Source organism: Streptomyces sp. CB02009 (genome assembly GCF_001905825.1).
In the GTDB taxonomy this organism is placed as follows: domain Bacteria; phylum Actinomycetota; class Actinomycetes; order Streptomycetales; family Streptomycetaceae; genus Streptomyces.
This window is the reverse complement of sequence record NZ_LIVV01000002.1, coordinates 307,851-330,597: the sequence shown is the minus strand read 5'-3', so window position 1 is coordinate 330,597 and position 22,747 is coordinate 307,851. Positions and strand designations below refer to the sequence as shown.

Below are 22,747 nucleotides of genomic sequence, written 5' to 3'. Positions count from 1 at the left end.
CCTTCAGGGGGCCTTCCTTCGGGAGGGCCCCCTTGCGCATGCCCCCCTCACACCCACTTTTTTGTGCGTACTTGTCGGGGTGCGGGCGCCGGGCGAAGCTGGGAGCGGCCCGGAGGAAGGAGAACGGCAGGGCCTCAGGAAGCGGCGGGCGCGGTCACGAGCCTCTCCAGGCGGCGGTGGCCCCAGTCGGCCAACGGGGCGAGTGCCGCGCAGAGTTCCTGTCCGAAGCCGGTGAGCGTGTAGACGGTCTTCGGCGGCAGGACGTCGTGCACCTCGCGGTGCACGAGGCCGTCCTCCTCCATCTCGCGCAAGGCCTGGGTCAGCACCTTCTCGCTGATCTCGGGGATCTTCCGGCGCAGTTCGCCGGGGCGGTGCGGGCCGGACTCGAGCAGCCACAGCAGGTACGACTTCCACTTGCCCTCGATGACCACGATCGCGGCGCTCACTCCGCACGTGTTCGAGTCCTGGGCCCTGGCGCGTGCCATCGGCTTCCTTCTCCTTCTTCCGGGATGTCCTTCTCTCGCTGTCTCCACATGTCTACAAGGGAGTTCACCCATGTCTTCTTCCCACCGCACCGCCGTCACCGTCCTCGGCCTCGGGCCGATGGGCCGGGCGCTGGCCGCCGCGTTCCTGGCGGCCGGCACGGGGACCACCGTGTGGAACCGGACGCCCGGCAAGGACCGTGAGCTGGTCGCGGCCTGTGCCGTCGCGGCCCCGACCGCCGAGGAGGCGGTCGCCGCGAGCCCGCTCACGGTGGTCTGCCTGGTCAACTACGACGCCACCGACTCCGTCCTGCGGCAGGAGGCCGTGGCCGCCGCGCTCAAGGGGCGGACCGTCGTGAACCTCAGCGCCGACACCCCCGACCGGGCCCGGGACACCGGGCGCTGGGCCGGCGAGCACGGCATCGGCTACCTCGACGGCGCCATCATGACCCCGACCACGTCCATCGGCACCCCGGCGGGGGTGTTCCTTTACAGCGGCCCGGAGGCGCTCCACGCCGAGCACCGGGCGGTGCTCGACACCCTGGGCGGTGCCCACACCCACCTCGGGGAGGAGATCGGCCGGGCGGCGGCGTACGACATCGCGCTGCTCGACATCTTCTGGACCTCGATGGCGGGCTTCGCCCACGCCGTGGCCGTGGCACGCGCCGAGGGGATCTCCGCCACCGAGCTGGCGCCCTTCGCCCAGGGCATCGGCGCGATCCTGCCGCCGCTGTTCGAGGAGTTGGCCGAGGACATCGAGCGCGGCAGCTTCTCCGGCGAGGGCAACCCGCTCACCTCCGCGGTGTCGACGATGGCGCACATCGTGCACGCCTCGGAGGCGCACGGCATCGACGCGAGCGTGATGCGCGCCGCCGAGGGCCTGGCCCGCCGGACGGTGGGCCTGGGCCACGGCGCGGAGGGCTTCACCCGGGTCACCGAGGTCCTGGGGCGCCGCTGATCCGCTCCGGGCGGTCCCCGTCACGCTCGCGGACACGGTCCCCGTCGGGTCCTGCCGTGCCGGCCGGCCGGCCGCAGGCGCCCACCGGTCACGTACGGGCCAGGAAGGCCGGCCGCAGGGAGGGGTCGACGGCGTCGTAGTACCGGTGGAAGACCGGGGTGGCGGAGCCGGAGACCGGGGGCACGATCCAGCTCCAGTCGGCGGGCGTCTCCCGTCCGTGACGGTCCTCCTGGGCGATGTGCCGCAGGAACCGCTGGGACTCGGTGTGGTGGTCGGCCATCGTCACCCCGGCCTCCTGGAAGGAGTGCAGCACCGCCACGTTGAGCTCGACGAGCGCCCGGTCCCGCCACAGGGTGCGTTCGCTGGAGCGGTCGAGGCCGAGCCGGTCCGCCACCACCGGGAGGAGGTCGTACCGCTCGGTGTCGGCGAGGTTCCGGGCGCCTATCTCGGTGCCCATGTACCAGCCGTTGAACGGCGCCGCCGGATACCGTACGCCGCCGATCTCCAGTGTCATGTCGCTGATCGCGGGCACCGCGTACCAGCGCAGGCCGAGGTCGGCGAACCACGGGTGGTCGGGGTGGGTCAGCGCCACCTCGCGGACGGCGTCGTCCGGCAGCTCGTACCACTCGGGGCGGGCGTCGGGGTGCTCCCGCACCATCAACGGCAGTACCTGGAAGGGCTCCTGGTCGCGCTTCCAGCCCAGGTCCCGGGCCTGGGCGGTCAGCGGCGCGCTGCGCGGGTCGCCGCGCCAGGCTCCCTCCGGCGTGCGGTGTCCTGCGTAGCGCACCAGCTGGTCGTTGAGGATCCTGGGGGCGGAGCTGCCGGGCCGGTCGGGGGCGAAGACGGTGATCACGGGCCGGATGCGGCCGCCGTTGCCGGCCAGCCTGAGGTGCTCGAAGGACGCGGCGGCGATGTCGTCGGCGGAGGTGAGGTGCCGCAGGTCGCGCACCACGAGGCTGCGCCAGTAGAGCCTGCCGATGCAGCGGGCCGCGTTGCGCCAGGCGACGCGTGCGCCGAAGGCGAGTTCGGCCGGGGAGTGCGTGTAGGTGCCGGTGCGATCGACCTCGGCCAGCACCTCGCGTATCCGGCTCCGCACGTCCTCCCCGGCACCCGGCTGCTCGTCGTGGAACTGGCGGATGAACCGCTCCGCCTCCTGCCGGTCCACGAGCCGCGACAGCCGGCCGCGGCCCTCGTGGACGGCGGCTGCGGGCGCGGGGTCCCCGGACGCGTAGGGGCAGGTGCCGGTGCTGGGGACAGACTTCCGGCGGCGGCTGCGACTGAAGATCAATGTGTTCCTCCCGGCCCCATGACTACCGTATGAACACGGCCAGGCGCGGAGAGTGGGTGAATATCCGGTCGCGGAAGGTCTGCACTGGTACGCTTTCGCCGCTCATGCCCGAATGACCGGCTTGCGGCGGACGGCTCCGCCCCGCGCGCCGCCGGGCACGCCGGGAGGAGCCGCCGTCACCCACGCGGGCGGAGCCGCCTCTGTGTCAGAGCCCTCAGATCACGCCCTGCGCGGTCATCGCCCGCGCCACCCGCAGGAATCCGGCCACGTTGGCGCCGAGGACGTAGTCGTCGGCGTTGCCGCCGTACGCCTCGGCCGTGGCCCGGCACTCGGCGTGGACACCGCGCATGACCGCGGCGAGCCGGGTCTCGGTCTGCTCGAAGGTCCAGCTGTCGCGGGCCGCGTTCTGCTGCATCTCCAGGGCCGAGGTCGCCACGCCGCCGGCGTTGGCCGCCTTGCCGGGGCCGAAGAGGACGCCCGCCTCCGCGAACACCTTCACCGCCTCGGGCGTGCAGGGCATGTTCGCGCCCTCGGCGACCGCGAGGACCCCGTGCTTGACCAGGGCGACGGCGTCGTCGAGGCCCAGCTCGTTCTGGGTCGCGCACGGCAGGGCGATGTCGCACGGGATGTCGTACACCGTGCCCCGGGCGGAGAAGCGCGCGGTCGGCTTCTCCTCCGCGTAGGCGGAGATCCGGGCCCGTCGCACCTCCTTGACGTCCTTGAGCAGGTCGAGGTCGATGCCGTCCTCGTCGACGAGGTAACCGGAGGAGTCGCTGCAGGCCACCACGCGGCCGCCCAGGGCGTGCACCTTCTCCGCCGCGTACACCGCCACGTTGCCGGAGCCGGAGACCACGACCCGCCGCCCGTCGAAGTCCTGGCCGCGGGTGGCGAGCATCTCCTCCGCGAAGTAGACCGCGCCGTAGCCCGTGGCCTCGGTGCGGACATGGGAGCCGCCCCAGCCCACGGGCTTGCCGGTGAGGACACCGGACTCGTAGCGGTTGGTGATCCGCTTGTACTGGCCGAAGAGGAAACCGATCTCGCGCGCGCCGACGCCGATGTCCCCGGCCGGCACGTCCGTGTGCTCACCCAGGTGACGGTAGAGCTCGGTCATGAAGGACTGGCAGAAGCGCATGATCTCGGCGTCCGAGCGGCCCTTGGGGTCGAAGTCGGAGCCGCCCTTGCCGCCGCCGATCGCCATGCCCGTCAGCGCGTTCTTGAAGATCTGCTCGAAGCCGAGGAACTTCACGATGCCGAGGTTGACGCTCGGGTGGAACCGCAGCCCGCCCTTGTACGGGCCGAGGGCGCTGTTGAACTCCACCCGGAAACCACGGTTCACCCGCACGGTGCCCTGGTCGTCCACCCACGGAACCCGGAAGAGCAACTGCCGCTCGGGCTCGCACAGCCGCTCCAGGATCGCGGTCTCGACGTACTCGGGGTGCCGCTCGATCGCGGGCGCGAGGGAGTCGAGGACCTCGGCGGCCGCCTGGTGGAACTCCGCCTCCCCGGGGTTGCGCCGGCGGACCTCCGCGTAGACGGATTCCATGTGTGCGCTGACGTTCATGGGTGTCTCTCGCCTTCTTCTTCATCGAAAGGGCCGTTGCGTGCGGGCGACGTCACGCCATTGTTCCCCGGCCCTCCCGTGCGGCCGCCACCGCGTCCGCCCCTCGAACACGGCGGCCTAGCGCCCACTGGTGTCGACGTCGTTGTCGATCCACTCGGTCCAGCCCAGGGGGTAGGCGTACGCGGGCCGGGCGAGGTTGCCGCTGGTGCGGAACGGGCGGCCGTCGTCGTCGATGCGGAGCGTTCCGTGCTCCTCGCCGCTGGACCAGGCGAGCTCCAGGTACCAGGTGACGTCGTGCGCCTGGGCGCGCGCGGCCACGTTGAAGATCACGGGGTCGGACTCGCTCGTCTTGTACGAGAACGTCCGCTGCCCGCCGACGGGGACGGCGGTGGGCCGGCCGGCGTCGAGGTCGACGGCGAAGGCCTTCGTCGACACCTCGCCGCCGCACCCCACCCCCATCACGTAGTCGTTCCAGGCCACGGGCGCCTTCTTGGTCACGACCCGGACGTGGAGGGCCTCCAGGACGACCGTCTGCCGCCCGGTGCCCTGCACGGTCAGCCGGAGCAACTGGTCCCCGCCCGGCACCGCGTCGAGCGCCGCGATCCATCCCGGGGCGTCCTGCTCCGTGGGCGGCGGAGGGACCTGCTCGGGCTCGCGGTCGATCAGATAGTGCTGGGTGCACGGACCTTCCCAGGTGTGGGGCGCGGTGACGACCGTCGGCGCGAACGCCGACCCCGTCGCCCCGCCCTCGGAGGGCCCGGACCGACCGGGCGCTCCGGAGGACGCGGCCGCGCCGCCCGCCCGGTCCTTCTCCGGTACGTCCCCGCCCGGGAGGTCGAGGGCGAGCGCGACCGCCGCCGCGGTGGCGACCACGGCGGCGCCGACCACCACGGCGGTACGCCGGCGGCGCGGCGGCGGGGGCGGGTCCGTCACAGCGGAGGCCGGGGCGGCCGGGGCGGCCACGGGAGGCGGGGCGGCCACGGAGGGCGAATCCGGCGCCCGCTCCGTCGGCTCCGGTGCGCGCTCCGTCGGCGTCGGCTCAGGCAGCGGCTTCGGCGTCGGCTCCGCGGCCTTCCGCCCGCGCGACACGTCCGCCCGTACCCACAGCCGGTGCAGCTCGACGAGTTCGTCGGGGGTCGCCCGGCACAGTCGGGCGAGCCGCTCCACGGGCGCGTAATCCACCGGTACGGCGTCCCCGTTGACGTAACGGTGCAACGTGGAGGCGCTCATGTGCAGGCGCTTGCCCAGGGTGCCGTAGCTGAGCCCCGAACGCTCCTTGAGCTGCCCCAACAGCGCCGCGAACTCGTCCCCCGCCACCGTTCCACCCTCTTCCGGTGTTCGTTCCCGCGTCCCGAGGCAGGTGCATCACTGCAGGTCAGCGCCTTGAATTCATTCCAGCGTCCCATACCGCCCGGGAGGGGCGGCCACTGGGACGGATCTTGTCACACGCTGTGGTCGGCGCAGCAAGGCCGCCACGGGGAACCGGCGGCCGTGCCGCACAACGACCGAATTCCGACCCTGACCCGAGGGGGACTCCCATGTCCGGACGCACCACCCGCACCCGTCTTCTCGCCGCCACGACGCTCGCCGTCGCCGCGCTCTCGCTCACCGCGTGCGGCAGCGGCGCCGTGAAGGACGAGGGCGCCGCCACGACGTCCGTCGCACCCACCGCCACGCAGTCGGCCGCGACCCCGGCCACGCCCACCGCGGGCAGTACGACGACACAGCCCCGGGGCGGTTCGTCCGAGGGGACGGCGGGCTCCACCGGAGGAGCGAAGAACGGCGGTACGGCCACGGGCGCCGCCTCCGGCGGGAAGCCCGGCGGCACCGGCTCCTCCGGAAGCGCCTCCGGCGGGGCGGACGCCTCGGCCTCCGGCGGCGACTCGGACGGGCCCTCGCGGAACAAGCAGTGCGGCGCGGGCAACACCAGGACCACCGCCACCCCCGTCGCCCGCCCGCTCAACCACATGCTGCTCACCGTCACCAACACCAGCTCCGGTCTCTGCGACCTCCTCGGCTACCCGGTCGCCCGTTTCGGCGAGGCCCAGTCCGTCCCGCCGGTCATCGAGGAGACCCACCCGCAGGCGGTCGTGACCCTCGCGCCGGGCGAGTCCGGCTACGCGGGCGTGCTCCTCTCCGCCGCCGACGGCAGCGGACAGCACGGGTACACGACGACGAGCCTCACCGTCGGCTTCACCGACGGCACGACCGCAAGGCCGAAGCTCGCCGGCATGGGGGTGTACGTCGACAGCTCGCTGCGCGTGACGTACTGGCAGGGCTCGATGGACGACGCCCTCAACTGACCGTCTCCGTATCCGTGGTCCGTCCCGGTCGCGCGTCTCGGTCGTCCGTCTCCTGCTCAACCGCGCAGGCGGGTGTGGAGACGGGCGGCCTGGCGCGTCAGGTAGTCGCGTTCGGCGAGGTTGGGGGCCTCCCGGGCCGCGTCGGCGTACAGCCGCGCCGCCGTCGCCAGGTCCCCGGCCCGCTCGTGGAGGTACGCCGCCGCGGCGGTCGCGCGGGGCAGGCGCGGGCCCTGGCCGCGAGCGGGCGGGCCCCCGGGGGAGCCGGTCAGATCGGCGAGCGCCGCGAGCCCGGCACGCGGTCCGTCGGCCTCGCCGACGGCCACGGCCCGGTTGAGCCGGACGACGGGGCTGTCGGTGAGCCGTGCGAGCTCGTCGTACCACTCGACGATCTGCACCCAGTCGGTCTCCTCCGCGGTGGGCGCGTCGGCGTGGAGCGCGGCGACGGCGGCCTGCGCCTGGTACTCGCCGAGCCGGTCGCGGGCGAGGGCCGCCTGCAGGATCTCGACGCCCTCGGCGATCAGCGCGGTGTCCCAGCGGCCCCGGTCCTGCTCGGCGAGCGGCACCAGGCTGCCGTCGGCCGCGGTGCGGCCGGCCCGCCGGGCGTGGTGCAGCAGCATGAGGGCGAGCAGCCCGGCCACCTCGGGGTGGTCGATGACGGCCGCGAGCTGCCGGGTGAGCCGGATGGCCTCGGCGGCGAGGTCGACGTCGCCCGAGTAGCCCTCGTTGAAGACCAGGTAGAGGACGCGCAGCACGGTGGCCACATCTCCCGGCCGGTCGAACCGCACGCCCGAGACGGTGCGCTTGGCGCGGCTGATGCGCTGCGCCATGGTCGCCTCGGGCACCAGATAGGCGCGGGCGATCTGGCGGGTCGTGAGTCCGCCGACCGCGCGCAGCGTGAGCGCGACCGCGGAGGACGGGGTCAGCGAGGGGTGGGCGCAGAGGAAGTAGAGCCGGAGCGTGTCGTCGACCGCCGTCGCGGGTCCGGGCGGCGGCTCCTCCTCGACGAGGTCCTCGCGCCGGCGCCGGGCGGTGTCCGCCCGGGTCGCGTCGAGGAACTTCCGCCAGGCGACGGTGACGAGCCAGCCCTTCGGGTCCCGCGGCGGGTCGTCCGGCCAGCCGCGGACCGCCTCGACCAGGGCGTCCTGGACGGCGTCCTCGGCCGCCGCGAAGTCGGCTCCGCGGCGGACGAGGATACCGAGCACGCCCGGCGTGAGGCTCCTGAGCAGGGCCTCGTCCACGTGAGGGCCCCTCACTCCGTGATCGTGGGCGCCGTGGAGAGGAACGGGCGCAGTTCGAGCCACTCGTGGATCGGCTTGCCGCCGGCGCCCGGCGCAGCGGACAGTTCGCCGGCGAGTTCGACCGCCCGCTCGTAGCTGTCGACGTCGATCTCCATCCAGCCGGCGATGACGTCCTTCGTCTCGGCGAACGGGCCGTCGGTGACCGGCGGCCGCCCCTCGCCGTCGTAGCGGACGAAGGTGCCCTCGGGGGAGAGCGCGTGACCGTCGACGTACTCGCCGGTCTCCTTGAGGCGGTCCGCGAAGTCCCGCATGTACGTGACGTGTGCCGCGATCTCCTCCGGCGTCCACTGGTCCATGGGGACGTCGTTGACGGCGGCGGGAGCGCCTCGGTAGTGCTTCAGCAGCAGGTACTTGGCCATGGGGGTCCGTCTCCTCGGTGCCGGTGCGACCCATTGTGGTCACTTCCGCCCCGGGGACGGAGCCGTCCGCGGGTTCTCGACACCGGCGTCCGGACTTCTTTCGTCCTGCTGGGCGAGCCGGTGCCCCCGGACGGCCGCCACGCCCTCGCACCGCCCGCCGCACGCCGTGCGACGGGCCCGGTTCTGTGACCACCATCACTCTGTGGATGTGCGGACCGTGTCAACCGGACGCCTGGCGCCAGGCGTATGCGGGGTGAAGCGAAAGATCCGGGAGTGAGTGTTGACCGTTGAGGAGTTCGAGGCGTTCTACGAGCAGGCGGTCGCGCGACTCACAGGGCAGCTGTACGTGATGCTGGGCGATCTGCACGAGGCTCAGGACGTCGTGCAGGAGGCCTTCGTCAAGGGGTGGAGCCGGCGGCGGCAGCTGGATCGCGACGGGCAGCCGGAGGCGTGGATCCGTACGGTCGCCTGGCGTCTGGCGGTGAGTCGCTGGCGGTTCCGCAGGCGCACGTCGGACGCCTGGGACCGCGCGGGCGCTCCCCCGCCCGTCGAGGGCCCCGGCCCGGAGCACGTGGTGCTCGTCGACGCGCTGCGCGACCTGCCCGCCCAGCAGCGCCGCACGGTGGCGCTGCACTATCTGTGCGACCTGAGCGTCGAACAGATCGCCGGCGAGACGGGCCAGTCCGCCAGCACCGTCAAGACGCACCTGGTCCGTGGCCGGGTCGCCCTCGCCGATCGTCTGCAACCCCGGAACGTTGAGGAGGACCCCGGTGCGTGACCCCCAGGACTCCCAGGATCCCCAGGACTCCCCGGACCCCCGGGACCCGCTGCGCGAGATGTTCCGGCAGGCCGCCGCCTCCGGGCAGGCCCGCGCCCGCGTCGTACCGGTCGCGCGCATCGCCGAACGCGCCAGGCGTGCGCACCGGCGCCGGGTCGCCGTGGCCGCGGGTGCCGCGTGCCTGATCCTCGCCGGCGGCGGGGTGACCGCGGCGGCTCTGCTGTCGGACCCGCCGGCTCCCGTCGTTCCGGCCGTCAGCCCCTCGGCCGAGGCACCGTCCCCCGCGGAGACCACCGGCCCGCCGTCGAGCAGCTCGACGGCGCCGGGCTCGCCCACCCAGGACGGGCCCGTCGGCGATCCGTCGGCGACGACGACGGACCCGTCGGGCCGGGTGACGACCTCGCCGCCCTGAGCCGCGCGGGCCGGACCGCCCGGCCCCGCCCGACCTGACCTCCGCCGCATGGCCCCCATGACCCCCTCGCCCCGCGACGCGCCGCCGTCGCGCGGTCCGCCATGCCCTCCCACCTCGACGAAAGTCCCTCATGTCCGTGATATCCCCGAGGTCGCGCGAAGAGGCGCCGCCGCTCCCGCCGCTCCTCCCCCCGCCCCGCACCGACCGCGGCCGCCGACGGCTGCCGCGGCTCAGCGCCGAGGACCGGGACGTGCTGTGGCTGTACCTGCTCACCCGCGCCTCCCTGTGGATCACCGCGTACGGCGCGTCCTGGCTCTTCCCTGCCGACGCCGGCGCGCGCGACGCGGGACCCGTCCTCGCGCCCTTCGAACGCTGGGACTGGGGACACTTCCTGAACGTGGCGCGCGACGGGTACTTCCCGGCGGGAAGCGGCCCGTGGGACGCCGAGTGGGACAACCGCGAGGCGTTCTTCCCCGGGTTCCCCCTCGCCCTGCGGGCCGTCCACACCGTCGTGCCGAGCTGGACGGCGGCCGGGCTGCTGATCTCGTTCGTCGCCGGCGGGATCGCGGTCCTGGCCCTCGTACGGATCGCACGCCTGTATCTGCCCGACGCGCACGCGGGCCGGCGGACGGCTCAGCTGCTGCTGCTCTCCCCCTGCGCGGTCTTCCTCGCCACCGGGTACAGCGAGTCGCTCTTCCTCGCCCTCGCCCTGCCGGCCTGGCTCGCCGCACACCGCCGCGCCTGGCCCCTGGCCGCCGTGCTCGCCGCGCTGGCGACGACCGTCCGCGTCAGCGGGCTGTTCCTCGCCGCCGCCCTCGCCCTGCACTTCGTCCTGACGGCCCGCACCCGGTCCGACTGGCGGCCGCTGCCCTGGCTGGCCCTGCCGGCCGCCCCGGCGGCCCTGTACGCCTGGTACCTGCACGCCCGTACCGGCGACTGGATGGCCTGGAAGCACGCCCAGGAGCGGGGGTGGTACCGCCAGTTCCACGCGCCGTGGGAGGCCTGGAGCACCACCTGGGAGTCCGCGTTCGACCAGGTCCTGACGACCGGCTACGCCTTCATGTTCCAGGCCGAACTGCTCGCCATGGTCGTCGGCCTCGCCCTGGTGGCCCTGCTCGTCCACCGCCGCCGCTGGCCCGAGGCCGTCTACGTCGGCCTCAGCCTGTGGGCCCTGGGGACGTCCTACTGGTACCAGTCGATCCCCCGCGCGACCCTCCTGTGGTGGCCCCTGTGGATCACCCTGGCCGCGTGGACCCTTCGCTCACCGCGCTTCAGGACCGCGTACATCTGCCTCGCCGCACCGCTGTCGACGCTGTTCGCCCTGACCTACCTGACGGGCCGCTGGGCCGGCTGACATGCCCACGATCTTGATCGCGCCGAGGGGCAACCCCGGGTCGCCGCACGGCGTCCTACCGACCGTGACCGAGATCTTCGCACCCCACTCCTTCGACGACAACGAAGACGAGGAAGCCGCGCGGCCGGGCCCGTTCTGGCGCCACGCGCTGTGGACGGTGGGCGTCACGGCGGCCGCGGTGGCGGCCGGCTGGGTCACCTCGCTCTTCCGGATCGGCCCCGAGGAGTACGGGCTCCCGCCGTCCGCGCCCGGCGCGCTGTGGCCGTACCTGGCCGCCTGGGCCGCGATCGGCCTCGCCGTGGCGGCCGTCCTGCGCGCCACCGCCGCGAAGGTCCCGGTCTTCGCCCCGGGCCGGATCGCGGCCGGCCTGACGTACCTGGGCACCCGGCTCTCCCTGGGCTGGCGCCCGGAGGCACCACTGGTCGGCGCGATGGCGGCGGCCGCCCTGATCACGGCGGCCGTATGGTGCGCCCTCGCGCTCCGCACGCACCGGAGGGGCGAGGAGACCGGGTCCGGCGCCTAGCCCCGATTCACAGCCCCGCGCCGGCCCCGCTCGCCCCGACCCCGACCCCGGCGTCCCGCCTCAGCGGACCCCGCGGGGGCGGTACTGGACGCTGATGCGGGGTCCCACGGCGCGGCTGGTCTTGGGGACGGCGTGTTCCCAGGTGCGCTGGCAGGAGCCGCCCATCACGACGAGGTCGCCGTGACCGAGGGGGAGGCGGAGCCGCGTGGGGCCGCCGGACCGCGGGCGGAACGCGAGGTCACGGGGGTCTCCCAGGGAGAGGATCGCGACCATCGTGTCGTGGTGGGCGGAACGGCCGGTGCGGTCGCCGTGCCAGGCGACGCTGTCGCGGCCGTCGCGGTAGAGGCACAGTCCGGCGGAGACGAAGGGCTCCCCGAGTTCGGGGGCGTAGTGGGCACCGAGCGTCTGCCGGGCCTCGACGAGAGCGGGGTGCGGCAGGGACGCGCCTTCGCCGTAGTGGGCCAGGAGGCGGGGCACGGCGACGACGTTGTCGTACATCGGCCGTTCCTCCGCCCGCCAGGGCACCCGGCCGACGAGCTCCTCGAACAGCGCGTCGGCGCCGTGCAGCCAGCCGGGCAGGTGGTCGACCCAGGCGCCGTCGTCGAGCGGCGTCCGCCGGAGACCGTCCAGCGGGCCGAAGCGGATCTCGTCGCCCTGGTCGAACAGGGATGCCTGGAGTCCGGGCAGGGTGGGTCGTGCTGCGGTCACGGCTCCACCATAACGCCAAATCGAACAAGTAAGCGAATGGGTACGGGCGGCCCTCCGCACCTGCCCCCACGGTCACCGGGGCGGTGCGGACGCCTCATCACTTTCGCCACTTTCATCGCTTTCGTCGCTCACACCGCGTCCACCGCTCTTGTCCCTCATGTCACCGGCGTAACGGAGGCAGGAGGCGACCACCACCAGCGGCCAGGTGGACTGGACGCAGGTCACAAGACGTTCGGCGACACCGGCGGACCCCCGCCGGTTCATCTCGACGAGGAACCAGACCGCACCGAGGGCCATCAGCGCGCTCACGGCGACGGAGGGCGTCAGCCGGAGCCCCCAGGGCACGCCGCCGCGGCGCACGGCGGCGAGCACCGGCCACACCGCGAGCAGCGTGAAGCCGACCACGACGGCCGCCCCGTGCTTCAGCGACCCCCCGCTGCTCGGCGCGGGGACCAGCGCGACCGCGAAGGCCGCCACACCACCACCGGCGAGTGCCACCCGCCCGGCGGGAGCGGCGGGCCGCAGCCCCCAGGCGGTGACGAGGTGGCAGACGCCCAGCGCGAAGAACGCCCCGGTCATGACCCAGGACCCCTCGGCCCCGTAGGCCGCGAGGACGCTGATGGTCTGCGTGACGGGATCGTAGGCGGGCCCTTCGAGCAGCGCCGCGACGGTCCAGCCGCCGGCCAGCAGCAAAGGGGCGCACCCCGAGGACAACAGGGCCCATCTCGGAACGGATCGCATCGAACCACCGTAGGACGGGTCATACCTCCCCCGGCGCATCACGGGGAACGCGTCAGCCGTGTTCTCCGCGCGGCGGCGTGCGGCACGTACGCGACCCCGCCGGGACGGTCATCCCGCGATCCGGTCGGCGGCCGCGGCCGGCGCCGCGTGGTCGTCGCCCGAGTCGTCGTAGTCGACGGTCCCCGAGGTCAGATGGCCGGCGAGGCCGAGGAGCAGGAACAGCCAGACCAGTACCTGCGCGCCGGTGCTCAGCCGGAGCGGACGGGTCGCCGAGTACGCCGGCTGCGCGGCGGCTTCGGGGGCGTCGCCCAGGAGGCCCTTGGGGTACACGGGCGTCAGCATCATCACGTAGGCGGCGAACCGCATGCGGTACCGGACGACGGCCGCCGTGGCCCCGAAGACCGGTTCGGGGAGGCGGCCCAGGATGATGCCGATCAGCCAGAACACCCAGCTGACGGCGAACCAGCCGGACTGCGCGAGGCTGCTGAGGACGGCCGCAGGGATCATCAGGATCAGCCGGAACAGGACGGCGAGCCGGTTCAGCGGGGTGGCCCGCAGCTCGATGCGCACCGGGTAGTCGGGAGCGTCGAAGGCGAACGGCGGGTAGCGGTCGACGAGAAGGGCGGCGCTCGCCGAGACCCGCGTCTGGTAGGCCAGGACCGAGCCGAGGAAGGACGCGATCGGGTCGGGCAGCCGGCCCAGGACCAGGGCGCTGAACCAACCCGCGATCGTGACGAAGAAGGCGGCGAAGGACAGCAGGGCGACGACGATGAACTGCGGGATGAGGAGCAGCCAGCGCAGGAACACCGTCCACCGGCGCTGCTGACCCGGCGGGGGCACGTCCAGAACGGGCCGCCACTCGGCCCCGCCGACTCCGTCGATCCCGCCGGCACCGGTGCCGTTCGAGGGCCGGGGGTCCCAACCTGCTGCCATGACGGCCTCCGTATCTCCCGCGTCCCCCACTCCCCCATTTCCCGGGTCACATCGATGGTGACGCGGGGGGCAGGCCCTCGCACGGCCACGGGGGCCACCTGGACCACGCGGGACACGGGTACACCGGCACACCGGACCGGGTTACGGGGCACGGTCACGGGTTGCGGGTCGCGAGCCCCGGTCGCGCGCCACGCGCCACGCGCGGCTACGACCGTACGTCCGAGCTCTCGTCCTTCCGTCGTCCCGCCAGCTTCTCGTACAGCCAGGGCCAGCGGGCGACCGCCACCAGGGCCCACACCAGGGCGGCCGGGGATCCGTGGCCGCCGAACGCTCCCAGCAGGACCGGTGCGGCGACCACCGGCACTCCGGCCCCCAGGACCCAGCGGACGCCGCGGCCCGAGACCGCTCCCGCCAGCAGGCCGACGGAGAGGAACACCGCGATGCTGCCGCACATGAGCCAGCGCATCCCGGGCGGCAGCTGCCCGTCCGCGTGCACCACCGCTCCGCCGAGGGAGGAGGCCAGCGCGGCCAGCGCACCGGTCGACACGCAGTGCATGGGCAGTGCGAAGCGCGGGGCCAGCACGCCGAAGCCGAGCAGCGGCACCCCGCACGAGCGGCGCACCGCGAGCGCCCACAGCGCGAGCAGCAGGACGAAGGAGCCCACCGCCAGCCCGGCGAGCCGGGAGGTCCACGCGACGTCCGAGGAGGCCTCCACCGTCAGCGCGACGCTCTCGCCGATCACGATCAGGGTGAACAGCCCCAGCCGTTCGTCGAGGTGCCGGGCGTCGATGCGGGCGGCCACCGGCTTCGGGCGGGTCGGCCGCTCTTGGCCGGCGGCGTGCTCCTGCCACTCCTCCGCGGCCCGCGCCAGGATCTGGTTGCGGGACCGGGCGAACGTGAGCCCCAGGTCGACGGCGAGTCCCGCCGCCCACAGCCAGTAGCGGGCCGGCGCGTCGGCCCACACGGACACGATCCAGGGGACGACCCCCGCCGACAGCTGCGCGATCGGCCAGTCCGCCACGACTTCGCCCCGCCGCTGCCAGACGCGCGCGGCCAGGAGCCGCACGAGCACGTAGGCGAGGGCGAAGGCCCGCGCGTGGTCCGAGCGGATCTCGGGAACGGCCGCGGCCATGACGGCGAGCCCGAACATGCCGATCAGGACCGTTCGGGTGTGCACCTTGTCCGCGGCGACGTTGCCGTACGTGGTGAAGCACATCCACGCCGTCCAGAACGCCAGGTACAGCAAGCAGTAGAAGCCCAGGTCCTCCGCACCCGGGGTGCCGTGCAGCAGGTGCGCCAGCTGGGCGACGCCCGCGACGGCGATGAGGTCGAAGAACAACTCCAGCCATGAGGCGTGCCGTTCGGACTCGGCGGGAGAGGAGGCGGGTGGTGTGCCTGAGGAGGCGGTCTCGGAAGCCATACCCGAGTGATCGGCCGGAGCCCGGCCGCGCTCCAGTCCGCCGGGGGCGGGCATGGCGAACGGCCCGCACCCCTGCCAGGTGCGGGCCGTTCGGCTGCTCACAGGCTTGCCGGAAAGGGGGAGACGGCAAGTCCGTGAGCCGGTGAGCGGTCCCATGCGCTCATCACCCGCATGCCCCCGATCCCACCTTCCACACCACCCCACGGGCGAGGCCGCGGCACGAGTGGCCGGGACGTGCCCCGCGGCGGGGTGGGAACGGCAAGAACCCCCTGGTCAGAGGCTCGGCGGGACCGGGGTCGTGTTCCGGGTCACACCGTCACCGTCGAGGGAGGGGCGGGTCAGCATCGGAAGCGGAGCCGGCAGACGACGGCGTTCGTGTCGCGGCGGACCGCGTGGGCGACGACCGCGCCCCGCTGGTTCTGCAGGGCCCGCTGCCACAGGTGCTCGGGTTCGGCCTCGGGGACGAGGACGGTCACCCGGGTGCCCGGTCCGTTCGCCTCCAGGTCGCGGACGTACGCGGTGATGGGCCGGCCGAGCGAACGGCGCTCGGAGGGGAGCCGGACCAGCGGGACGCCCGGGTTCCACAGCGCCCAGTCGCGTGCGAGGGCCTCGGTGGCCGCCTGGTCCTCGGGGTCGGGGTGGCAGACGGTGACCGCGCGGACCTCGTCGCCGAGGGAGACGGCCGCGGTGAGGGCCTCGCTGGTGAGGCGGGTGAGGGACGAGACGGGGACCAGGACGAGCGAGCGCTCGCGGTGCGGGGGTGCGGGGATCCGGCCGACGCCGAGGCGCTCGCCGATCCGCCCGTACGCCCGGTGCACGGCCTCGAAGGCGAGGACGAGGACGGGCAGGGCGATGACGATCAGCCAGGCCCCGTCGTGGAACTTGGTGGCGGTGACGACGACCGCGGACACCCCGGTCAGGACCGCGCCGAGACCGTTCAGGAGCGCCTTCGGGGCCCACCGGGGGCCGCGCTCGCGGTGCCAGTGCAGGACCATGCCGGTCTGGGCGATGGTGAAGCCGACGAAGACGCCGATCGCGANGCGGCACGAGCGTGTTGGTGTCGCCGCCGGAGAAGACGAGCAGGGCGGCGGAGACGACGGCGAGCCAGACGACACCGTGGCGGTGGACCTGGCGGTCGGCCTTCAGACCGAAGACGTGCGGCAGGTAGTTGTCGCGGGCCAGGAGCTTCAGCAGGACGGGAAGGCCGCCGAAGGAGGTGTTCGCGGAGAGTGCGAGGAGCACCATGGTGGCGAACTGGACGACGTAGAAAGCCCCGTTGTGGCCGAGGGAGGCATCGGCGAGCTGGGCGAGGACGGTGACGCCCTCGACGGGCTGGAGCCCGAAGCGGGAGATCAGGACGGACAGTCCGATCAGCATCACGCCGAGCAGCGCGCCGAGCGCGGCCTCCGCGCGCATCGCCCGGCGGGCCGCCGGGGCGCGGAACGACGGCACCGCGTTGGCGATCGCCTCGACGCCGGTGAGGGCCGAGCAGCCCGAGGCGAAGGCCTTCAGCAGGAGCAGGGCGCCGACGGTGGTGGCGTTGTCGGCGAGGACGGAGGCGTGACCGTCCGAGGCGGCCGTGGAGACGGGGGCGTCGCGGAACAGGCCGACGACGATCAGCACCAGGATCGCGCCGATGAAGACGGCGGTCGGGGCGATGAACGCACGGGCCGAGTCGACGATCCCGCGCAGGTTCACGCCCGTGATCAGGACGAGGACGGCCAGGCAGATCCACACCCGGTCGCCGTACAGCCCGGGGAAGGCCGAGGTCAGCGCGGCCACACCGGCCGTCACGGCCACGGCGACGTTCAGGACGTAGTCGAGGACGAGCGACCCCGCCGCGACCAGGCTGGTGCGACGGCCGAGGTGCGCCTTCGCCACCGCGTACGAGCCGCCGCCCTCCGGGAACGCGGCGATGACCTGCCGGTACGAGGCCACCAGGACCGCCAGCAGGCCCGCGGTGGCCAGCGTCACCGGCAGCGTGAAGCCGAGCCCGTACCCGCCGGCCGCGGCGAGGACCAGGACGATGGCCTCGGGGCCGTACGCCACCGAGGCCATCGCGTCGAGCGAGAGCGCGGCGAGACCGGTGACGGCCGTCAGCCGGTGGCGCGCACCGGTGTCCGGCGGCTCGTCGGCGCCGGGCAGGACGTCCTTCTCGGTGGTCGGAGCGGACATGCGGATGTTCTCCTTCGTGCTCAGGTCCGCTCAGGGTGTGTGCCGGGTGCCCGCGTCCCCGTCGTCCCTGGCGGGTTCTTGGCGCCCGACGGCGCTGTCTTCACGCCTTCTTGACGCGAGCGCCGGGGGACCACGGGCGCCCCCGGGGCTACGGTCGTGCCATGAGCCGAACCAGGGCGCGGACCTCCGCCGACAGCCGCGTGCGACGCGGGTCGCTGTCGCTCGCCGCCGCCGCGGTGCCCGTCTGCGTCCTCGGAGCCGCGTACGAAGCCCTGCCGGTGCTCGGGGCGGGCGCCTGGCTCCTCATCGCGGCCGTCCTGATCGAGCTCGTGTACCGACCGTGACCACCGCGTCTTGACGCTTTCCTGACGCGCGCCGCGTCTTGACGCTTTCCTGACGCGCCCGGCCCGATCCGCCGTCGACGCGTTGCTTACGCTGGCCCGGCCCGTCCGCACGACGGCGCATCCCCCCACCAGCAGCAGCTCAGGAGCACCACCATGGCCACCACACCGGACGCGCGCACCGGACGACTGCGCGCGTGGATGCTGGAGGGCCTCTCCGACATGGGGAAGGGCAGACCCTCCCGGCCCAAGGAGGCCGCTCCCGACACCGGGCACAAGGGGCAGCGCTGGTGGCGCGTCATGTGCCTGACGGGCGTGGACTACTTCTCGACCCTCGGCTACCAGCCCGGCATCGCGGCCCTGGCCGCCGGACTCCTCTCCCCCGTCGCCACCATCGTCCTGGTGATCGTCACCCTGGCCGGCGCACTCCCCGTGTACCGGCGGGTGGCGGAGGAGAGCCCGCGCGGCGAGGGTTCGATCGCGATGCTGTCGCGGCTGCTGTCCTTCTGGAAGGGCAAGCTGTTCGTCCTCACCCTCCTCGGCTTCGCCGCCACCGACTTCCTCATCACGATCACCCTGTCGGCGGCCGACGCCTCCACCCACCTGGTGGAGAACCCCCACCTCGAATCGGCCCTGCACGACAAGCAGGTCCTGATCACCATGATCCTGATCGCCCTGCTCGGCGCGGTCTTCCTCAAGGGGTTCCTGGAGGCCATCGGCGTCGCCGTCGTCCTCGTGGGCGTCTACCTCGGGCTCAACGTGGTCGTCGTCATCAGCGGTTTCTGGCACGTGATCACCGAGGGCCACGTCGTCACCGACTGGACCGCGGCCCTGACCGCCGAGCACGGCAACGTCTTCGCCATGATCGGCGTCGCCCTGATCGTCTTCCCCAAGCTCGCACTCGGCCTGTCCGGCTTCGAGACCGGTGTGGCCGTCATGCCGCACGTGAAGGGCGACCCCGGCGACACGGAGGAGAAGCCCACCGGACGCATCCGGGGGACGAAGAAGCTGCTGACGACCGCCGCGCTGATCATGAGCGTCTTCCTGATCTGCACGAGCTTCATCACCACCGTCCTCATCCCGCACGAGGAGTTCGAGTCCGGCGGCAAGGCCAACGGCCGCGCCCTCGCCTACCTCGCGCACGAGTACCTCGGCAACGCCTTCGGCACCGTCTACGACGTGTCGACCATCCTGATCCTGTGGTTCGCCGGCGCCTCGGCGATGGCCGGCCTGCTCAACCTGATGCCGCGCTACCTGCCGAAGTACGGCATGGCCCCGCACTGGGCGCGGGCCGTCCGCCCCATGGTCATCGTCTTCACCCTGGTCGCGTTCCTCGTGACGTGGATCTTCGACGCCGACGTCGACGCCCAGGGCGGTGCGTACGCCACCGGCGTCCTCGTCCTCATCTGCTCGGCCGCGATCGCGGTGACCATCGCGGCCCGCAAGGCCGGCCAGCGGGGCTGGACCGTCGGCTTCGGCGTCATCTCCGCCGTGTTCCTCTACACCACCGTCGTCAACGTCATCGAGCGGCCCGACGGCGTGAAGATCGGCGCCTGCTTCATCGCCGGCATCATCCTGATCTCCCTCCTCTCCCGCCTCGGCCGCGCCTTCGAGCTCCGCGTCACCCACATCGAGCTCGACGAGATGGCGCAGCGCTTCATCCAGGACATCTCCCGCCGCACCCCGCGCTTCATCGCCAACGAGCCCGACAACCGGGACGTGGCCGAGTACCGCGACAAGATCGAGCAGATCCGCGCCGACAACGACCTGCCGACCACCGAGGACTTCGTCTTCGTCGAGGTGACGGTCACCGACCCCTCGGAGTTCGAGGCAGGCCTGACGGTGCGGGGCGAGGTCCTCCACGACCGCTTCCGCGTCCTCACCGTGGAATCCTCCTCCGTCCCCAACGCGCTGGCCGCGCTGCTCCTCCACTCCCGCGACCTGACGGGTGTCAGCCCCCACGTCTACTTCGAGTGGACCGAGGGCAACCCGTTCGCCAACTTCCTCCGCTTCTTCCTCCTCGGCCAGGGCGAGGTCGCCCCGGTCACCCGCGAGGTGCTGCGCGAGGCGGAACCCGACCGCGACCGCCGCCCCCGCGTCCACGTCGGCTGAGGCCCGGTCGGACCGGGCTCAGCGCAGGTCGAGCCGGGCTCAGCGCAGGTCGAGCCGCATCAGGACCCGGGGGTGACCGGCGAGCACCGACGTGGTGTCGGCGGCGTGGGTGAACCCGGCGCGTTCGAAGTTCTTCCGGATCCCGGCGTACGCCATCGTCAGGTCGACCCTGGCGTCACCGCTGTCGACCGGGTACGCCTCGATCGCCGGCGCGCCGTGGGTGCGGGCGAACTCGACCGCACCGGCGATGAGGACGTGCGAGACGCCCTTCTTGCGATGACCGGGGCGTACGCGGACGCACCACAACGACCAGACCGGCAGGTCGTCGACGTGCGGGATCGTGCGGCTGCGCGCGAAGGAGGTGTCCGAGCGCGGCGCCACGGCGGCCCAGCCGACGGGCTCGTCACCGTCGTAGGCGAGCACCCCGGGAGGCGGGGACGTCCGGCACAGCTCGGCGACGTACGCTCCGCGGGCCGGCCCCCGGAGCTCGTTGTTGAGCTTGGACGGGATGCGGTAGCTCAGGCACCAGCAGACGTTCGCCCCGGGGGACTTCGGACCCACCAGGGTACGGACATCCTCGAAGACCGAAGCCGGGCGCACCACGATGGTCATGGCACCACGATGTCACGGGTGCCCGGCGGGCGCCGCCACCGCCACCGGCCACCGGCCACCGCCGTGGCGAACGGCCGGACGCCGGGTCCGGTGCCGCTCTATGGTGGCGGCTCGATCGTGGAACTACGGGAGGGGCGACGGATGACCGTCGACGGTTTCAAGCTACTCGCTGACGCACACGGCTACCTGCTCACCGCCGCGCGCGGCGTCCCCGCCGGGGCCTGGGGGAACGCCACGCCGTGCTCGGAGTGGACGGTGCGTCAGGTGCTGAACCACGCGCGCCTGGACCAGCAGGCGCTGGTCATGCAGATCACGGACCTCCCGCCCGCGAGCGACCCGTTCGAGCCCGTGGACGCGGTGGCCGACGACCCCGTCGCGGAACTGGCCGCCGTGCTGGAGGCGTCGGCCGCCGCGTGGGAGTCGGAGCGGGACGCGGAGAGCGTGCCCACCCCGATGGGACCGATGCCGGCCCATGTCGGCACCGCAGCCGCGGCACTCGACGCCGGCCTCCACGCGTGGGACATCGCGAAGGCCACCGGGCAGGACCTGCCGCTGACCGAGGAGATGGCAGAAGCGCTGGAGGACATCGCGTCGCAGCTCGTCGACTTCGTGCGCGACTCGTTCGGGAAGTACGCCCCTCCGGTGTCCCTCCCGGAGGGGGCGAGCCGCGCGGACCGCCTCCTCGCGTTCACCGGGCGCGACCCCCGCTGGTCCCGCTGACCTCACCCGCGCGTCAGCGCGCCCCGGTGGCGGCCCGTGCGACGTACGCGTCGATGTGGGTCTGGGTGAGGGTGTCGCCGTGCGCGTCCGTCAGCTCCGCGCGCAGCGACACCGCCTTGCCGGGCCCCGGCGTCGTCACCGTGATCCGGCCGCCGCTCACCGGCGCCGACTTCCAGGTGGCGCCCCGGTCCGTCGACACGGACACGGTCAGCGACCGCACCCCCGACCTCCGGGCCGCGCCCTCCACCGTCACCGCCACCCGGCTCGTGGTGTGCGCCGGGGCGGTGCCGTCGAGCCCGAGGTCCGGACCGAAGCGGACGGCGCTCAGCGGGAGGTCGGTGGCGGTGGCCGTCGCGGCGGAGGTGAACGTCCAGGCCGCCGTCACACTGCCCCGCGAGAGCGTCGCGTTCGCCGTCAGCCGGTAGGCGGCCCGCCCGGCCGGCACGGTGAACGAGGCGTGTCCCGGCTTCTCGCCGCGGCGGGTCGCGATCAGCCGGCCGTCGCGGTGCAGCGTGACGGTCGACGCCGTGAACAGGGGCGCGGACGGCACGTGGCCGTCGCCGTCGGCGAGCAGCGGCACCGTCAGGTCCAGGGTGTCGCCGGTGCGCTGCGCGACGGGCCGGGCGCCCGGCGAGGAGTCCAGGGCCGGGCCGAAGACCGGGGTGTCGAAGGTGTGCACCGTGGTCGAGCCGGGCGTGAACGTGCGCCCGAGGACGAAGTAGTTGTTGGTGGGCCCCTCCGCTGCGGAGAGCGCGCCGTACACGAGGTCCCAGGTGCCGCGCTCGGGAGTGAGGAGGAAGGTCCCGGTGGTCCCCGACGGCAGGGCCAGGGACAGCGCCGGGGAGGGTCCCGCCGACGGCGAGAAGTCGACGAGCCCCGTGCCCCCGCCGGACGCGGGCACCCCGGCGCGCACCACGAGCGTGGCCAGGTCGCCGGGCGCCGGGTGCCGGACCAGGCCGGTCAGCGCCCGCTCGCCGCGGAAGGAGTAGCCGAGGGCGCAGACGCCGCGCGGCCGGTTCCAGTACGAGTCCACCCAGGTCTCCACGGCCCCGCGCTCGGCGGCCGGCCCGAGGTGCGCCGTGCGCAGGTCCAGTGACCTCGTCATCAGGTTCGCGAACCCGGTGACCCCCTCGTACGTCACCTGGACGAACGCCCCGGCCTGCTCGAACACGGCGTCGGCGACCGGCGGGCGGATGTCCACGGGGCGCGCGACCCGTGCGTCGAGCACGACCGTCGTGTCGCGGTCGACGTCCAGCCGGGGCTGCACGAGCCAGTCGTTCCCCCAGTCCTCCTCCCCCACCGGCCTGGTGGTGAGGGTCGAGTCGAGCAGGTACCGCCCGGCGGGCACCTGGACGGTGACGGTGCTGGGCAGGTCCTTCAGCTGACGGCCGCTGCCGGCGTCGGGCCCGGACAGCGCGGTCAGCAGGGTGCGGTAGTCGGTGGTCGGCGCGCCGTCGCGGCCCAGGTGGACGAGGGTCAGCGCGTACGTGCCGGAGGCGCCGCCCGCCGGCCGCCCGGCGGGCGCGGCGTGGGCGGTGACGGCCGGGAGGCCGAGGGCGGCGGTGCCCGCGGCCGCCGCGACACCGAGGCCGCGCAACACGGACCGACGCGTCGCCGCCGGGACGGAGGCGGACGGGACGGAGGAGGAGTGCGGGGAAGAAACGTTCAT

At 73.6% G+C, this 22,747-nt stretch carries 21 protein-coding genes and 2 pseudogenes; 9 read left to right on the top strand and 14 right to left on the bottom strand.

Annotated features, from left to right (window positions below):
* Positions 1–134: 134 nt before the first annotated feature.
* On the bottom strand, positions 135–485 hold the full coding sequence (locus AMK27_RS08870) for a winged helix-turn-helix transcriptional regulator (RefSeq protein WP_073904508.1): 351 nt from the start codon (positions 483–485) through the stop codon (positions 135–137).
* A gap of 70 nt (positions 486–555) precedes the next feature.
* Here AMK27_RS08870 and AMK27_RS08865 point away from each other — a divergent pair, with 70 nt between their 5' ends.
* Entirely contained in the window at positions 556–1,440 is an 885-nt protein-coding gene (locus tag AMK27_RS08865) for an NAD(P)-dependent oxidoreductase (protein WP_073904506.1), read from the top strand.
* A gap of 88 nt (positions 1,441–1,528) precedes the next feature.
* Here AMK27_RS08865 and AMK27_RS08860 read toward each other — a convergent pair whose 3' ends face one another.
* The 3 genes from AMK27_RS08860 to AMK27_RS08850 form a co-directional block, all read right to left on the bottom strand.
* The gene (locus tag AMK27_RS08860; protein WP_445194843.1) at positions 1,529–2,728 is read right to left on the bottom strand and encodes a nitric oxide synthase oxygenase; all 1,200 of its coding nucleotides are present in this window, start codon (positions 2,726–2,728) and stop codon (positions 1,529–1,531) included.
* Positions 2,729–2,942: 214 nt separating this feature from the next.
* Complete coding sequence (gene gdhA, locus AMK27_RS08855) at positions 2,943–4,289, bottom strand: NADP-specific glutamate dehydrogenase (protein ID WP_073904504.1); 1,347 nt, start codon at positions 4,287–4,289, stop codon at positions 2,943–2,945.
* A gap of 117 nt (positions 4,290–4,406) precedes the next feature.
* Entirely contained in the window at positions 4,407–5,606 is a 1,200-nt protein-coding gene (locus AMK27_RS08850) for a helix-turn-helix domain-containing protein (RefSeq protein WP_073904502.1), read from the bottom strand.
* A 221-nt stretch (positions 5,607–5,827) separates the two neighbouring features.
* On the opposite strand from AMK27_RS08850, the gene AMK27_RS08845 reads away from it, so the two are divergent.
* Complete coding sequence (locus tag AMK27_RS08845) at positions 5,828–6,592, top strand: DUF4232 domain-containing protein (protein ID WP_073904500.1); 765 nt, start codon at positions 5,828–5,830, stop codon at positions 6,590–6,592.
* Positions 6,593–6,648: 56 nt separating this feature from the next.
* Here AMK27_RS08845 and AMK27_RS08840 read toward each other — a convergent pair whose 3' ends face one another.
* Positions 6,649–7,830 (bottom strand): RNA polymerase sigma factor, encoded by a 1,182-nt coding sequence (locus tag AMK27_RS08840; RefSeq protein WP_073904498.1) that lies wholly within the window; start codon positions 7,828–7,830, stop codon positions 6,649–6,651.
* 11 nt (positions 7,831–7,841) lie between these two features.
* Positions 7,842–8,249 carry a YciI family protein gene (locus AMK27_RS08835; protein ID WP_073904496.1) on the bottom strand — a complete coding sequence of 136 codons (408 nt, stop codon included), beginning with the start codon at positions 8,247–8,249 and terminating at the stop codon, positions 7,842–7,844.
* 280 nt (positions 8,250–8,529) lie between these two features.
* Here AMK27_RS08835 and AMK27_RS08830 point away from each other — a divergent pair, with 280 nt between their 5' ends.
* From AMK27_RS08830 to AMK27_RS08815, 4 genes are all read left to right on the top strand, one after another.
* Positions 8,530–9,027 carry a SigE family RNA polymerase sigma factor gene (locus AMK27_RS08830; RefSeq protein ID WP_073905866.1) on the top strand — a complete coding sequence of 166 codons (498 nt, stop codon included), beginning with the start codon at positions 8,530–8,532 and terminating at the stop codon, positions 9,025–9,027.
* Complete coding sequence (locus AMK27_RS08825) at positions 9,020–9,439, top strand: hypothetical protein (RefSeq protein ID WP_241847391.1); 420 nt, start codon at positions 9,020–9,022, stop codon at positions 9,437–9,439. The genes AMK27_RS08830 and AMK27_RS08825 overlap by 8 nt, the downstream gene beginning before the upstream one ends.
* 130 nt (positions 9,440–9,569) lie before the next feature.
* Complete coding sequence (locus AMK27_RS08820) at positions 9,570–10,793, top strand: mannosyltransferase family protein (protein WP_079188307.1); 1,224 nt, start codon at positions 9,570–9,572, stop codon at positions 10,791–10,793.
* A 64-nt stretch (positions 10,794–10,857) separates the two neighbouring features.
* Entirely contained in the window at positions 10,858–11,316 is a 459-nt protein-coding gene (locus tag AMK27_RS08815) for a hypothetical protein (RefSeq protein WP_198955826.1), read from the top strand.
* 60 nt (positions 11,317–11,376) lie between these two features.
* Here the strand turns inward: AMK27_RS08815 and AMK27_RS08810 are convergent, their stop codons facing one another.
* From AMK27_RS08810 to AMK27_RS43535, 6 genes and pseudogenes are all read right to left on the bottom strand, one after another.
* The gene (locus AMK27_RS08810) at positions 11,377–12,024 is read right to left on the bottom strand and encodes an alpha-ketoglutarate-dependent dioxygenase AlkB (RefSeq protein ID WP_107425515.1); all 648 of its coding nucleotides are present in this window, start codon (positions 12,022–12,024) and stop codon (positions 11,377–11,379) included.
* Positions 12,025–12,096: 72 nt separating this feature from the next.
* Positions 12,097–12,765 (bottom strand): DUF998 domain-containing protein, encoded by a 669-nt coding sequence (locus tag AMK27_RS08805; RefSeq protein WP_079188386.1) that lies wholly within the window; start codon positions 12,763–12,765, stop codon positions 12,097–12,099.
* A gap of 108 nt (positions 12,766–12,873) precedes the next feature.
* Positions 12,874–13,698: a DUF4389 domain-containing protein gene (locus AMK27_RS08800; RefSeq protein ID WP_073904493.1), complete on the bottom strand. Its 825-nt coding sequence runs from the start codon at positions 13,696–13,698 to the stop codon at positions 12,874–12,876.
* Positions 13,699–13,903: 205 nt separating this feature from the next.
* Positions 13,904–15,118, bottom strand: coding sequence for a low temperature requirement protein A (locus AMK27_RS08795; protein WP_073904491.1), 1,215 nt, complete (start codon positions 15,116–15,118; stop codon positions 13,904–13,906).
* A gap of 338 nt (positions 15,119–15,456) precedes the next feature.
* A pseudogene (locus AMK27_RS43540) lies at positions 15,457–16,157 on the bottom strand (amino acid permease); the annotation flags it as partial.
* A gap of 1 nt (position 16,158) precedes the next feature.
* Positions 16,159–17,218: pseudogene (locus tag AMK27_RS43535) on the bottom strand (APC family permease); the annotation flags it as partial.
* 236 nt (positions 17,219–17,454) lie between these two features.
* Between AMK27_RS43535 and AMK27_RS42305 the strand changes: the two are divergent.
* Together AMK27_RS42305 and AMK27_RS08785 are read left to right on the top strand one after the other, a co-directional pair.
* The gene (locus AMK27_RS42305) at positions 17,455–17,637 is read left to right on the top strand and encodes a hypothetical protein (protein WP_143204838.1); all 183 of its coding nucleotides are present in this window, start codon (positions 17,455–17,457) and stop codon (positions 17,635–17,637) included.
* 153 nt (positions 17,638–17,790) lie between these two features.
* A complete protein-coding gene (locus tag AMK27_RS08785; RefSeq protein WP_073904490.1) occupies positions 17,791–19,746 on the top strand; it encodes an APC family permease in 1,956 nt (651 codons plus the stop codon).
* Between the two features lie 39 nt (positions 19,747–19,785).
* On the opposite strand, the gene AMK27_RS08780 is transcribed toward AMK27_RS08785, so the two are convergent.
* A complete protein-coding gene (locus AMK27_RS08780; RefSeq protein WP_073904488.1) occupies positions 19,786–20,358 on the bottom strand; it encodes a GNAT family N-acetyltransferase in 573 nt (190 codons plus the stop codon).
* 141 nt (positions 20,359–20,499) lie between these two features.
* Between AMK27_RS08780 and AMK27_RS08775 the strand changes: the two genes are divergently transcribed.
* The gene (locus AMK27_RS08775) at positions 20,500–21,078 is read left to right on the top strand and encodes a TIGR03086 family metal-binding protein (protein WP_073904486.1); all 579 of its coding nucleotides are present in this window, start codon (positions 20,500–20,502) and stop codon (positions 21,076–21,078) included.
* Positions 21,079–21,091: 13 nt separating this feature from the next.
* Here AMK27_RS08775 and AMK27_RS08770 read toward each other — a convergent pair whose 3' ends face one another.
* The gene (locus AMK27_RS08770) at positions 21,092–22,747 is read right to left on the bottom strand and encodes a serine protease (protein WP_143204837.1); all 1,656 of its coding nucleotides are present in this window, start codon (positions 22,745–22,747) and stop codon (positions 21,092–21,094) included.